The 13355-nt window shown below is 68.1% G+C and carries 8 protein-coding genes; 2 read left to right on the top strand and 6 right to left on the bottom strand.

Going from position 1 to position 13355, the window contains the following annotated elements:
- Positions 1 to 36: 36 nt before the first annotated feature.
- The 6 genes from V6V89_RS14545 to V6V89_RS14520 form a co-directional block, all read right to left on the bottom strand.
- Positions 37 to 1284 carry a carbohydrate-binding protein gene (locus V6V89_RS14545; protein WP_334619626.1) on the bottom strand — a complete coding sequence of 416 codons (1248 nt, stop codon included), beginning with the start codon at positions 1282 to 1284 and terminating at the stop codon, positions 37 to 39.
- 17 nt (positions 1285 to 1301) lie between these two features.
- The gene (locus V6V89_RS14540; protein ID WP_334619625.1) at positions 1302 to 2705 is read right to left on the bottom strand and encodes a GDSL-type esterase/lipase family protein; all 1404 of its coding nucleotides are present in this window, start codon (positions 2703 to 2705) and stop codon (positions 1302 to 1304) included.
- Positions 2706 to 2803: 98 nt separating this feature from the next.
- Positions 2804 to 4291 (bottom strand): GDSL-type esterase/lipase family protein, encoded by a 1488-nt coding sequence (locus V6V89_RS14535; RefSeq protein WP_334619624.1) that lies wholly within the window; start codon positions 4289 to 4291, stop codon positions 2804 to 2806.
- A 133-nt stretch (positions 4292 to 4424) separates the two neighbouring features.
- Positions 4425 to 5924 (bottom strand): glycosyl hydrolase 53 family protein, encoded by a 1500-nt coding sequence (locus V6V89_RS14530; RefSeq protein ID WP_334619623.1) that lies wholly within the window; start codon positions 5922 to 5924, stop codon positions 4425 to 4427.
- A gap of 110 nt (positions 5925 to 6034) precedes the next feature.
- Positions 6035 to 8305 carry a rhamnogalacturonan lyase family protein gene (locus V6V89_RS14525; protein WP_334619622.1) on the bottom strand — a complete coding sequence of 757 codons (2271 nt, stop codon included), beginning with the start codon at positions 8303 to 8305 and terminating at the stop codon, positions 6035 to 6037.
- Positions 8306 to 8338: 33 nt separating this feature from the next.
- A complete protein-coding gene (locus V6V89_RS14520; RefSeq protein ID WP_334619621.1) occupies positions 8339 to 9583 on the bottom strand; it encodes a poly(ethylene terephthalate) hydrolase family protein in 1245 nt (414 codons plus the stop codon).
- A gap of 511 nt (positions 9584 to 10094) precedes the next feature.
- Between V6V89_RS14520 and V6V89_RS14515 the strand changes: the two genes are divergently transcribed.
- Positions 10095 to 11960, top strand: a complete 1866-nt coding sequence (locus tag V6V89_RS14515) for a PQQ-dependent sugar dehydrogenase (RefSeq protein WP_334619620.1) — start codon at positions 10095 to 10097, stop codon at positions 11958 to 11960.
- Positions 11961 to 12100: 140 nt separating this feature from the next.
- Positions 12101 to 13339: a S8 family peptidase gene (locus V6V89_RS14510; protein WP_334619619.1), complete on the top strand. Its 1239-nt coding sequence runs from the start codon at positions 12101 to 12103 to the stop codon at positions 13337 to 13339.
- Positions 13340 to 13355: the final 16 nt, after the last annotated feature.

Genomic DNA, 13355 nt, shown 5'->3' with positions numbered 1-13355 from the left:
CTGCGGCGCTCGACGCGCCGCAGCCGGTTTTCTCGACTACTTCAGGTACGTGGCTAGCGGGATTTGTTGGTCACGGATTGCTTTGGCGACAACGCCGGCGATCTGTCGGGCGCCGGCCTGCTCGAAATGGGTGTGATCGTTGCAGAAGAAGGCGCCTACCGGCCCCGAGTTGTAGTCGCCGTTGAAGGGGCACAGACGAAGCGCGTTGTAGAGCGTGTAGCTCAGCCGGTGCAGGTCTATGACGGGTACGGCGTTCGCGCCGCCGGCCGAGTTCGTCTCGGTGATGAACCCGCGGTTGCCCACCGCCGTGCCGCCTGAGCACCTGATCGCCGCCACGGGTGTCAGGAAGATGGGGTGGGCTCCCCGCGCCTTCGCCGCGCTGGCCATCATCCCGAGCAGCTGCTGATATCGCGCGGACCCGACGTGGCGGGGACAGGCGGCGGTCCCGTCGTTGATCCCGAACTGGATGAGCAGGTAGTCGCCGGGTTTCATGCCGCTCGCCGAGTCGAGCATGGCCTGCCAGCGCGCGGAGTACGTGACCGGGTTGATGACGCACTCCCCGGCCGCGTTCTTGGTGCTGCTGACGTTGGGATCGTAGAGCCACGTCTGGATGCTTCGCCCACCCATGGCGCTGTTCCGCACGGTGACGTTGCTGTTGAAGTACTGGGCGAACTGACCGCCCCAACCCGCTGGGCAGGCTGCTCCGCCGGAGGGGTTGGCCATGGTGGAGTCTCCCGCCAACCAGACCGTGACCCGGCCCGGCGAAGAGGACGGAGTGGGCGAGGGCGGTGCGCATGGCGTCGGGCTTGGCGTCGGGCCGCTCGTCGTCACTTCGAGGTAGTCGACGTTGGGCAGTCCGCCGGCGGTGGTCGGGCTGAATCGGATGGTGTTGGCGCCCGAGCTCACCGGCACGGTCACCGTCTTGGTGACCCATGTCGTCCACGCACCGGTAGGTTCGAAGGAGATCGCCTGTGGTGCTGTGCCGTTCACGAGGACGTCGGCGGGCCGCGCGGTGGTGGTGCCGTTGGCGAAGCGTACGCCCAGCGTCGCCGTTCCGGCCGCGGACGCGGTCACGGTGAACTGCGCCGCCGCGCCGACCGCGTTGTCAGCGTTGCAGAACCCGCTCCCGGAATAGCCGGCGTGGTTGGAGTCGATCGTGCCGGCACACGTCGCCGGCGCCGTCTCGGCCTCGTACCGGATCTCGGCGGCCACCGCGATGGTGGCGTACACGACGGTCAAAGCGCTTGTCAGGACCGCGCCCGCGATGATCAGTCGACGCTTCATGGCTCTCCTCGTGTCCTTCAGAGGTACTGGTCGAGGATCGGCCGCAGCCGTTGCGCGATCTTCGCGTGGCCGGCGTCGGACGGGTGGACGTTGTCGGTCGTGTCCGCCGCGGTGATCCAGCCCGCGGTGTCGACGAAGTGGACCCTCGTGTCGCCGGCTGCGTTGCGTGTCGCCACGGCGTTGCGGGTCTCGGGCACGTATCGGTTGCGGAACACGCCCATCGCGAAGATCTCAGCGTTGGGGTACGCCTGACGGAGGCGTTCCAGCATGACGATGTAGCCCTGCTGGAACTGCGTGGTCGAGACGCCGTGACCGATGTCGTTGGTGCCAAGGTTGATCACGACGGCGTTCGCTTGGTAGGTCGCGAAGTTCCAGTCGTCGTAGGTGGCCCATGCCGAGGAGCGGCGGAACCAGTCCATCATGCCGTAGCAGTCGCGGCTGACGAGGCATGCACCGCCTTGGGCGACCTGGGTGTGGCCGGCGCCGAGGGCCTCGGCCGAAAGCCACGGGTAGGCGGTGAAGGGACGGTTGGCGTTGGGCTGGCCCACAGTGATCGAGTCACCGATGAACTCGATGAGGTTCGTCGGCCTGCCGAGGGGCATGGTCTGCGCTCCGCTGGCAAGGATGAGCCCGCCGAAGACCGGGTCGCCGTTGTACGAGCCGGCCCGCTCGCGGTAGCCGATCCGGATGGTGTGCGAGCCACCCGACAGGCCGGTGGCGAGGGTGACGTTCCCGGATACGTTACGACGCCACTGCAGCGGCCCCCGGTCGATGGAGTAGTACAGGTCGATGGCGTTCCGCTGGCGCACTCCGATGGAGCTTCCGGTGAACTGGGCGTCGAGATAGCCGCCGGCCCAGCCCATCGCGTAGTAGGCCGAATCCGATGTGTTCCACCGGCCGTAGTACTGGATGTTCGAGTCGTTCGGCCGGCCGTTGCCCCCGGTGGAGCCGCCGGTCGCATCGACATCGAGGGAGTCGATGTTCGCCAGGCCGTTCGCCGTGGTCGGGCTGAACCGGATCGTGTTGCTGCCCGCGTTCAGCGACACGGTGAGCGTCTTGGTCACCCAGGTGGTCCAGGCGCCGGTGCCTTCGAACGACGTCGTCGTGATGCGGGAGCCGTTGACGACGGCGTCCGCGGGCCGGGCCGTGGTGGTGCCGTTGGCGAAGCGTACGCCCAGCGTCGCCGTTCCGGCCGCGGACGCGGTCACGGTGAACTGCGCCGCCGCGCCGACCGCGTTGTCAGCGTTGCAGAACCCGCTCCCGGAATAGCCGGCGTGGTTGGAGTCGACCGTGCCGGCGCACGTCGCCGGCGCCGTCTCGGCCTCGTACCGGACCGGGGCCGCCACCGCGGGATTGCCGGTCAGCGCCATTACCGCGGCGACGAGCAGTGTGCTGCTGAGGACAGAGGACTTGAGTCTCATGGGTTGTCTCCGTAGTCGTACAGGGGCCGGGGGGCGGATTTGCGCCCCCCCGGCCTCGATCGGGCGATCCGTCGTGAATCCGTGTCCTGGCTGGTGTGTCAGCGCAGGTAGCCCACCAGGGGAAGGTTGCGTTCACGGATTCCCTGCACGACCAGGTCGGCCATCCGGCCGGCGCCGTACTCGGAGAAGTGTGTGTTGTCGGTGACCCCGTCCACCGATGAGCGCAGGTAGAGGGCGGCCGAGTTGGTTACGCCGAGCGACTCCACGAGCGCTTCGCTCTTTGCGGTCAGATCGATCACAGGCACGTTGAGCGAGGATCCGAGGCGGCGCATCTCAGCCGGCAGGTCGACGCCGACGCCGTTGACGTGCAGCGCGGTACCGTTCAATTGGCTGCCGCTGAATTGCCGCCGTACCGGTGGGGTGACCAGGACGGGGACGCCACCCCTGTCACGCACCTGGTTGATCATGGAGGTCAGGTTGCCGCGGAAGGCCGCTGCCGTCGTCTGCTTGTCGTTGTGTCCGAACTGGATCAGTACGAGGTCGTTGGTCTTGATCCGCGGCCTCATCGCGGGGAACAACGCGGAGTTGTTCAAGAAGCTGCCGGAGCTCTCCCCCGAGTCCGAGTAGTTGGCGATGCTCGCGCCGGCCGACACGTGGGTCGGCAGGATCTGTCCCCAGCCGGTGTACGGGGCGGTCATCTGGTCGCACACCGTGGAGTCGCCGGCCAGGTAGACGACCAGCGGATTGCTCGCCGCCTGGACCGTCAGGCCGGACAGCTTCGGGGCGGACCCGGCGAAGGTGACGTCCAACCCGGGGTTGCCGTTGCCGCCCTGTCCGGTCGGCTGGCCCTCCGGTTGCCGAACGTTGACGGTGAACACGTACGGGGTGATCGTGCCGGCCGCGGTGCTCACCGCCGGCAGGAGCCGTCGACGCGCCTCCACGGACACCGAGGTGTTGCCTGCGGAGGCACGGTCACCGATCCACGCGGTGACCGTGTAGTTGCCCGGCGAGACGGCGAAGCGGCAGGTGATCGGCGAGTTCCCGGTGCACTCCGGCGGCCGGCCGGGCGGTGGGGAGGCCGACGCGGTGGGTGACGCGGTGGGCGCGGCACCGGCCTCGAAGTCCAGGTAGTCCACGTTGGGCAATCCGTTGGTGGTGGTCGGACTCAACCGGATCGTGTTGGTGCCGCTGTTCACCGGTACGGTGAGTGTCCTTGTGATCCAGCTCGTCCACCCGCCGGTGGGGTCGAACGCGGCGGCGGCGTGCGCGACGGTGCCGTTGACGACCACGTCGGCTGGCCGGTTGGTGGCGGTGCCGTTGGCGTACCGGACGCCGACGGTGGCCGTGCCGGCGGCGGACGCGGTCAACGTGAACTGCGCCGCCGCTCCCACCTGGTTGTCGCCGTTACAGAACCCACTACCGGAAAAGCCCGCGTGGTTGGACTCGATCAGGCCGGCGCACGTCGCCGGTGCGCTCTCCGCCTCGTAGCGCGTCGCCGCCGCCGACCCGGTGCCGGCGGTCGACACGACGATTACTCCTGTGCCGACCAGCAGGCTGAGACCAGCGATGAATGGCTTGACTTTCACCTTGGTGCCTCCCTCTCAAAGTGTTCATGAGCTGGTGGCTCAGCCCTTGGTTGATGGATGCGGTGTGCGACGGCGAGCCCGACGACGCGTTGATCGCTCACGCGCTGTCGGGCACACCGTCGAGGTCAGGTGGTCAGGGAAGCCACCGGATATTGGGGTTGAGGCGGCCGTTCCGGTCGAAGACGGCCATGTTGTCCCACTCGTTGCCGGAGTTGTTGATGTCGGTTGGATTCCAACCGTTGCCGGGCACCGCGTACCAGGTGGGCTCCCAGTAGAAGATGCCGATGGCGCCGGCGTTGCGGGCGGTGTTTTGTACCGCGGCGAAGTTGGCCTGCTGCCCCGCCTGTGAGATCGCGTAGCCCGAGCAGCCGCTGGTGACGACATTCGCGGTGCTGTCAGCGTTGGCGGTCGTGTACGGGTACGCCGTCTCGGCGATGATGACCGGCTTGCCGTACCGGGACCGCATGTCGGACACCACATTGGCCATGTTGGACATGCTGCCGTGCCACATGCAGTAGTACGACAGGGCGGTGATGTCCCACTGCACGCCCTGGGCACGGATGCCGTCATAGAACCAACGGGCACCGCTCTCCACCCGCGCCGTGTGGATGATCACCTGGGTTCCGCCGTTGCACGCCTTGGTGGCGTTGTAGCCGGCCTTAAGCAACAACCCCAGGTTGTTGAAGTTGTTGTTGGTCACCCGGCCGTCCTCCCAGAGCATGCCGGTGTTGATCTCGTTCCCGATCTGCACACTGTCCGGCGTTGTCCCCTGCGCCTTCAGGCTGTTGCACACGTCGTAGGTGTAGTTGTAGACATCCGTCTGCAGCTGGCTGATGCCGTGGCTGGCCCACGCCGCCGGCTTGTACTGCTTGCCGGGGTCGGCCCAGGTGTCGGAGTAGTGGAAGTCGACCATCAGCCGCAGGCCCTTGGCCTTCACCGCCCGGGCGTACTGCAGCACCTTGTCCTTGTTGTTGTAGCCGCTGCGCGGGTTGTTCCAGATCCGCAGCCGCACGTAGTTCACGCCGACGCTCGTCAGGATGTCCAGCGGGTCGCCCTGGGTGCCGTTCGGGTAGTAGAACCTCGTTCCGAGGTCGGCGGCGCGCTGCAGGGTGGATACGTCCGCGCCCTGCATTATCGAACTGTTGGACGGGGTCGGGCTGGGCGTGGTCGGGCTGGGGCTGCCACCGTCGGTCGTGGTGACCTCCAGGTAGTCGATGTTCGCAAGCCCGCCAGCGGTCGTCGCGGCGAGCCGCACGGTGTTGTTGCCCGCGGCCAGTGCCACTGTCAGGGTCTTGGTCGCCCACGTGCTCCATGCACCGGTGCTTTCCAACCCGAGCCCGGCCTGCACGACGCTACCGTTGACCGCGACGTCGGCCGGCCGGTTCGCGGTCGTGCCGTTCGCGTACCGGATGGCCAGGGTCGCGGTGCCCGCGGCGGGAACGTTCGCGGTGAACTGGACCGTGGCGCCAAGGGCGTTGGAGCTATCGCAGAAGCCGCTTCCGGAGTAGCCGGTGTGGTTCGAGGCGACCCAACCGTCACACGCGGCGGGTGCCGTCTCCGCTTCGTACCTGTTGGTCGCGGCGTGCGCGCCGAGGCTGAGCACGACTGCCGTCCCGGACAGCACCGTCGCCACGCCCGCGACCATCAAGATCTTGCCTGACCACTTCATCGTCTTCCCGCATTCGTAGATGTAGTGAGTCGAGCGCGCCGGCTGGACGGCCGGCGCGCTCGACGATCGGGATGTCAGCGGACGTGGATGTTGGGTTGAGGTGGGGTGCTCATGCCGTTGCCGAGGAAGAAGCTCGGGTGCGGCGGCTGGTTGTAGGTGGTGTTCTGCCAGGCGATCGCGACGCGGTACTGGGCGTCGTGCATCAGGGTGTAGATGCGCCGGTCGGTCTGGGTGGGGGTGGAGTAGATGCGCAGGGCGTTGTTGTCGTCACGCGGAAGGATGATCTCTTCGCGCCAGTCGCCGAACAGGTCACCCGACAGCGACGGAGTGGATTTGGTGCCGTTGACGGAGTGGGCACCGGAGCCGGTCATGAGGCGGCTGTCGCCGCCGGTGCCGTACTTGTCGACGTAGTTGCCGTTGAGCAGTTCCCGGACCGGGTCGCCGTCCCACCAGGCGAGGAAGTTGTTGCTGCTGGGGTTGCGACCCACCGAGCCACCGGAGGCGTTGAACAGGTTGCCCAGTCCGGTCCCGCTGCCCCAGAACTCGCCGCCGGCGTTGCCGGCGTAGATGTCACCGGCCACACCACGGGCCGGGCCCTCGCAGTTGCAGGTGTTGTTCTTCTGCATGATGACCGCGCCGGTGTTGGCGTCGCGCAGGGTCGCCGCCGGGCTTTGGGCCGCCTCGTGGATCATCCAGATTTCCTGGCCGGTCCGGCTGGGCACGAAGTCACTGACGTGCAGCGCGTCACCGTGGCCGTAGAAGCTGGTGGAGTGGCGGCCGGTGCCGTTGGAGTTGATGACCATAGCACCGAAGACGATCTCGTCGGTGCCGTTGCGGTCGACGTCGGCGATCGACAGCGAGTGCGCCCCCTTGCCTGCCCACTGGCTACCGGCGGTGCGGGAGTCGAACTTCCACCGCAGTGACAGTTGACCGTTGCGGAAGTCGTAGGCCGCGATCGCGGTCCTTTCGTAGACGCCGCGGCTCATGATGACACTGGGCCGCTGACCGTCGAGGTAGGCGGTCCCGGCCAGGAACCGGTTACCGCGGTTGCCCTTGGTGTCGCCCCAGTCGGCGATGTTGCCCCGGACCGGTTCGAAGGTCACCGTCGAGCGCACCGCACCGGTAAGGCCGTCGAACATCGTCAAGAACTCCGGTCCGGCGTTGACATGCCCGGCCGAGTTGCGGTGCACGGCGCTGGCGTTACCGATCACCTGACCGGTCCCGGAGCGGGTCCCGTCGGAGGTCCGCACCGCCATCTCGGCACGGCCGTCGCCGTCGTAGTCGTACACCTGGAACTGGGTGTAGTGCGCCCCGGCCCGGATGTTGGGGCCCATGTCGATGCGCCACAGCCGGGTGCCATTGAGCCGGTAGGCGTCGATGTAGACGTTGCTGGTGACCCCGTCCTGGGCAGGGTCCTTCTGATTGGAGGGATCCCACTTGAGGAAGATCTCGTACTGGCCGTCGCCGTCCGCGTCACCCACGCTGGCGTCGCCGGCGGTGTAGCTGCTGCCCGGCCGGGAGATCGGCACGTCCAGGTAGTTGCCGCCGGCGAACCGCAGTGACGCCTCCGACGCCTCCTGCTCCACCCCGTCGACGACGGCCCGCACGGTGTACGACGCGTCGGCCGCCGCACCGGAGTCCAGGTAGTTGGTGGAGTTGGTGATCGGCGACGAGTTCACCTTCGTCGAGCCGCGGTACACGTTGAAGCCGGTCGACTGGGACTCGTACCCGAACAGCCGCCACGACACCAGGTTGCCCGACCCGGAACGCACGCTGATCAGACCCCGGTTCAGGTCCTCCATCTGCTTGCCGGACCCCGGCGCCGGTGAGCTGGGCGGCGGGCTCGTGGGTGGTGTGTCACCCACCTCGACGTCGACGTAGTCGATGTTGGCCAAGCCGTTGGCGGTGGTCGGGCTCAACCGGATCGTGTTGCTCCCCGCGTTCAGCGATGCGGTCAGCGTCTTCGTGGCCCACGTCGTCCAGGCCCCGGTGCCCTCGAACGCACTCCCGGCCTGCGCCACCGAGCCGTTGACAGCCACATCGGCCGACCGGTTGTCGGTCGTGCCGTTGGCATACCGGATGGCGATGGTCGCTGCGCCGGCCGCGGCCGCGGTCACCGTGAACTGTGCCGCCGCACCCACCGCGTTGGTGCCGTTGCAGAACCCGCTGCCGGAGAAGCCGGCGTGGTTGGAATCGATCGTACCGTCGCATGTGGCCGGTGCGCTCTCGGCCTCGTAGCGGGTGGCTGCCGCGGTGGCTACCGTTGCCGTGATGACGCCGGCCGCGGCCACCGTCACCGCGGCGCCGGCGGAGAGCAGCGCGAGGCGCCGTCTACGTAAAGGCATGATGGTCTCCAGAGTCAGATGTTGGTCGGCCCGTTACGGGCTGGTGCAGGTGAGGGTTGGGGTGACGGACGTGCCGCCGCCGATGAAGCCGAACGTGGTTGAGCCGGACGCCGCCAGCGCGCCGTTGTAGGAGGCGTTGCGAACGGACACGGCGGTGCCGCTGGTGCTCAGCGTGCCGTTCCACACCTGGTTGATGGTTTGGCCGCCGCTGAGGGTCCAGCCGACCGTCCATCCGCTGATCGCGGAGCCGCCCGCGATCACGGTTACCTCGCCCTGGTAGCCGCCGGGCCACGAGTTGGTGGTGCGGTAGCTCGCGCTGCACGCGCCACCCGGTGCCGGTGTCGTCGGCGTGACGGGCGGAGTCGTCACCGGCGAAGTCGTGACCGGTGGCGTAGTCGGCGGTGCGGAGGGCACCAGTGGGCAGGAGCTCTGGTATGCCCGGATGCCGCTGGAGTTGGACAGCGGGCACAGGAACTGGGTGTAGCGGGTGTCGCTGTCGATGAAGATCTTCAACCAGGGGATGACGTTGCGCATCATCGTCGGATTGTTCGACGTCGGGAAACCATGACCGGCGCCGCTCAGCTCCAGGTACGCCTTCTCCGTCCCGGACGGGATCGCGTTGTAGTGGTTCAGGATGCTCGCCGGGGTGGTGGTGCCATCGTTCTGCCCCGCCAGAAGCATCGTCGGCACCCGCAGGTTGTTCAGGTTCTGCGACGGGCTGAACGGCGCCAACCCGACCGCGGCCTTCAGCGACGGACGCCGCAGCGCGGCGGACATGGCCCCGCCACCACCCATCGAGTGGCCCATCACCGCGGTCCGGCTCGCGTCCACCCGGTCCCGCACCGAACTGCGCTGCGTCAGATAGTCCAACGCGGCCAGCAGCTGCGTGCCGCGGGCGGTGTCCCAGTCCTCGCGACCGTTGGTATCGATCCCGATCACCACGAACCCGAACGATGCCAGCCATGGCCCCATCCAGGCCCCCTCAGCGGCCCACGTCGCGGTGTAGCCGGGCACGATCGCTACGGCGCCGAAGGTTCCCTGTGTAGTGTCCGTCGGGTAGTAGACGACTCCGCCACCGAAGCCGTTGCCGGCCGGCACGTTGACTTGTGCGGTGGCGAACGTGCCCCGGTTGGCTGACACGCTGGCCGCGGTCGGGTCCGGACCGCGCTGGTACGGGTTGTCGGCCGCCAGCGCCGGGCGAACCACGACAGCGAAAGCGACCGCCGCGACGACAGCCGCGGCTGCGACCGCGATCCGCCTCCACGCTCTTGGGTTCACAATGTCCTCTCTGAGTGGTCGCAGCCGCGCCCGCGGCGCTGAAGGCCCGGTCTTACCGCGCCGCAGGCAGGTCGAGCATTGGGAGCGCTCACAGCCGGTCGCTGGGATCGAGGCGAACGCTGACACAGGATGCCCGGTTGACCTGCTCAGCCGTCGCCCTGATCGATTGTGAGCGCTCCAACCTGATCAGGCGTGCATCAGACAGTGTTACGGTCGCACGTCCAACTGTCAATCGATGTGTCTCTACTTGATTTAACACTTGACTTAACATCAGGGTCGAAGATCATCGATTGACAGTGAGTCGCCCGACAGCGACACTGTCGGGCACATCTGAGTTACCGGGCAACCTCGTCGACGAGCAATCCGGTGCGATGCTGAAACGTTTCATACTGGTAGCGCTCGCAGTGCCCATACTCGGTCGCGTGCTCATGGCGGCCGCGGCGATCGAACGCCGCCACGACGTTCTGGAGGCAAGATGAAGCCGTCGGTTCGCACATCGATCGGGATAGGCATGGGGGCCCTCGTCCTGGCCGCCCTCGTGGTAGCACCCGACCATCCCCGGGCCGCGGCCGCCGAGGTGCGGCACGAGGCGGAGCAGGCCACGATCATCAACGGCGTCGTGGAGAACGACTACCCGGGCTTCACCGGCACCGGGTACGTCGACAGCGCCAACACCGCCAGCGCCGCCATCGAGTTCACAGTGCGTCCGCCCGCCGCGGGCACCCGCACTCTCGTCTTCCGGTACGCCAACGGCAGCTTCGCCAATCATCCGGCGACGGTGACGGTCAACGGCATCGCGCGGGACACTCTGCAGTTTCCCACCACCCGTGGCTGGTCGACGTGGCGCACCCAGACGCTGACCACTTCCCTATCGGCCGGGGCGAACGTGGTGCGCCTCGCCGCGACGACGCGGCGCGGCCTGGCCAACATCGACTCATTGTCCTATGACGATGGTCTGCCGAGCTCACCTTCCCCCACCCCTTCCCCGACCGTGTCACCCACGGGCTCCGTGCCGCCCCGCACGCCGATCGCAGATCCGATCCCGCAGGAGCCGATCCGGTCCGATCTGGGCCTGGTCGTGACCCAGTTCGCACAGTTCCCGGCGTCCAACCCGGTGCCCGCGCCGACCGACCAGCGGCTGGTGCGCACCGCCCGAATCAACTTCCTCGGGCAGGTCCCAGGCTCGAACCGGCTGTTCACACCGGACCTCAACGGCAAGCTGTACACGTTGCCATCCACCGGCGGCACACCAAGCGTGTATCTCGACGTGGCCGCGACGGTCGGCGCGAACTTCTTCTCCGGACGCGGCTTGGGAAGCGGCTTCGGTTTCGTGGCCTTCCACCCCGAGTTCGCCGCCAACGGCCGCTTCTACACCACGCACACCGAGGCGCTGGGTGCGCTCAGCTCGATCGCGCCGGATTGGACCCAGTCCGGTGCGGTCATTCACAGCGTGCTGACCGAGTGGACGGCGACCGACCCGGCGGCCGTGTCGTTCAGCGGCACGCGCCGGACGTTGCTGCGGATCGGATTCGGCACCTACATCCACGCGATCCAGCAGATCGACTTCAACCCCAACGCGACCACGGGCAGCGGCGACTACGGCCTGCTGTACGTAGCGGTCGGCGACGGCGGACGCGGCAGCTCCTCGACCGTGCCGCAACAGCTCAACGTGCCGCACGGCAAGATCCTGCGGATCGACCCGCGGGGTACGAACAGCCGCAACGGCCGGTACGGCATCCCGCCGGGGAATCCCTTCACCGGCAACAGCGGCGCGCTGGGCGAGATCTACGCGCTGGGCATGCGCGACCCGCACCGGTTCAGCTGGGACACCGCGGGCACGCGACGGATGTTCCTGGGGCACATCGGCGAGCACGACATCGAGGGCGTATACGACCTGCGGGCCGGCGACAACCTCGGCTGGAGCGAGCGGGAAGGCTCGTGGGTCTTCGACCGGCAAGAACGGTGCAACCTCTACTCGCTTCCGGCCGACGACGCGCGCTTCGGCTACGACTACCCCGTTGCGGCTTACGACCACAACGCGGCCAACATCCCGTGCGGCGATGACGCCGGCAAGGCGATCGTGGGCGGTTTCGTCTATCGCGGCAGCGCCCTACCGGCCCTCCGTGGCAAGTACGTGTTCGGCGACATCGTCGACGGCCGCGTCTTCTACACCAACGAGGCCGAGATGGTCCGCGGCAGCGGGCTGGCGCCGCTCTACCAGCTACGCATCATCACCGCCGCGGGCGCCGAGACGTCGATGGCCGCGCTGGCCGGAGACGCCCGGGTCGACCTGCGGCTCGGCATCGACCGGGCGGGTGAGCTGTACCTGCTGGCCAAGGCGAACGGCCGGATCTGGAAGGTGACCGGCACCCGCTAGATGTCCCGTTCTCGGCGCCATCAAGGGGTGAGATCTCCGCCATTTCGCGAGCCGCATCCTTTGATGGCAACAGACCGATCCCTTAGCCTGACGATGGTCGATGTCTCATCAGACAATGGTCGATCGGAAGGACGGGGAAAATGCCACTCTCACATGCCATCGCGCGCGTCCTGCGCGCCTGCATCGCAACGGCCGCCGCGGGGGCGGCCGTTGCCGTCGGTACCGTCGCCGCGGCGACCGCCGCACCCCCCGCCGCACCGGCCGAGATCCGCAACGCCGGCGGGTCGACGGCCATCCCGGGCAGCTACCTCGTGGTGCTCAAGGACGCCAAAGCAAGCAAGACCCGGGTCAGCAGCACCGTGGCGAGCCTGACCGCCCGGTACGGCGGCACGGTGGGTCACCGCTACACCACGGCGCTGCGCGGCTTCTCGGTACGGGCCAGCGAAACCACCGCGCGGCGGATGGCGGCCGACCCGGCGGTCGCGTACGTCGAGCAGGACCACCGCACGCAAGCGCTGGACGCCACCCAGCTGAACCCGCCGTCATGGGGCCTGGACCGGGTCGACCAGCGGAACCGGCCGGTCGACAATTCCTACACCTACCCGTCCTCCAGCGGCGCCGGCGTGCACGCCTACGTGATCGACAGCGGCATCCGCACCACCCACCAGGACATCGCCGGCCGGGCGGTATCCGGCATCGACCTGGTCGACGGCGGCGCCGCTGACGACTGCTACGGACACGGCAGCCACGTTGCCGGCACGGTCGGCGGCACCGCGCACGGGGTGGCGAAGAGCGTCACGCTGGTCGCCGTGCGGGTGTTCGACTGCCAAGGCTTCGGCGACATGTCCCGCACCGTCGCCGCGATCGACTGGGTGGCCGCCAACGCCGTCCGACCGGCGGTGACCAACATGAGCCTCGGCTACTTCCGCACCTCCGACACCGCCGACACGGTGGGCACGGCGACCCGAGGACTGATCGCGACCGGCGTCGCCGTCGTGGTGTCGGCCGGCAACAACGGCAGCAACGCCTGCGACAAGACACCGGCGTACGTCGCGGCGGCGCTCACCGTCGGCAACACCTGGAGCGACGACGGCGCCGCGGGCCTGTCCAACGAGGGCTCATGCGTGGACCTGTTCGCCCCGGGGCAGGGCATCCGGTCACTGCACCACACCTCGGATACCGCGACCGGAGTCCGCGACGGCACCTCGATGTCGGCGCCGCACGTGGCCGGCGCCGCCGCCCTGCTGCTTGGTGCGAACCCCACCTGGACCCCGGCCCAGGTGCACAGCGCGATCATCGCCAACGCCACCACCGGCGTGGTCACCTCGCTCGACGACCCCGCGTCACCGAACCGGCTGCTGTACGTGCCGCCAAGCTGACCGGAGCCGAGATCGC

It is taken from the genome of Micromonospora sp. CPCC 206061 (assembly GCF_036906915.1).
Lineage (GTDB): Bacteria > Actinomycetota > Actinomycetes > Mycobacteriales > Micromonosporaceae > Phytohabitans.
This window is presented reverse-complemented; position numbering and strand designations above follow the sequence as displayed.

Bases quoted from the DNA above. Each gene is read 5' to 3' on its own strand.
- V6V89_RS14515 (WP_334619620.1), top strand. From the start codon at position 10,095: ATGGGGGCCCTCGTCCTGGCCGCCCTCGTGGTAGCACCCGACCATCCC.
- V6V89_RS14540 (WP_334619625.1), bottom strand. From the start codon at position 2,705: ATGAGACTCAAGTCCTCTGTCCTCAGCAGCACACTGCTCGTCGCCGCG.
- V6V89_RS14545 (WP_334619626.1), bottom strand. From the start codon at position 1,284: ATGAAGCGTCGACTGATCATCGCGGGCGCGGTCCTGACAAGCGCTTTG.
- V6V89_RS14525 (WP_334619622.1), bottom strand. From the start codon at position 8,305: ATGCCTTTACGTAGACGGCGCCTCGCGCTGCTCTCCGCCGGCGCCGCG.
- V6V89_RS14510 (WP_334619619.1), top strand. From the start codon at position 12,101: ATGCCACTCTCACATGCCATCGCGCGCGTCCTGCGCGCCTGCATCGCA.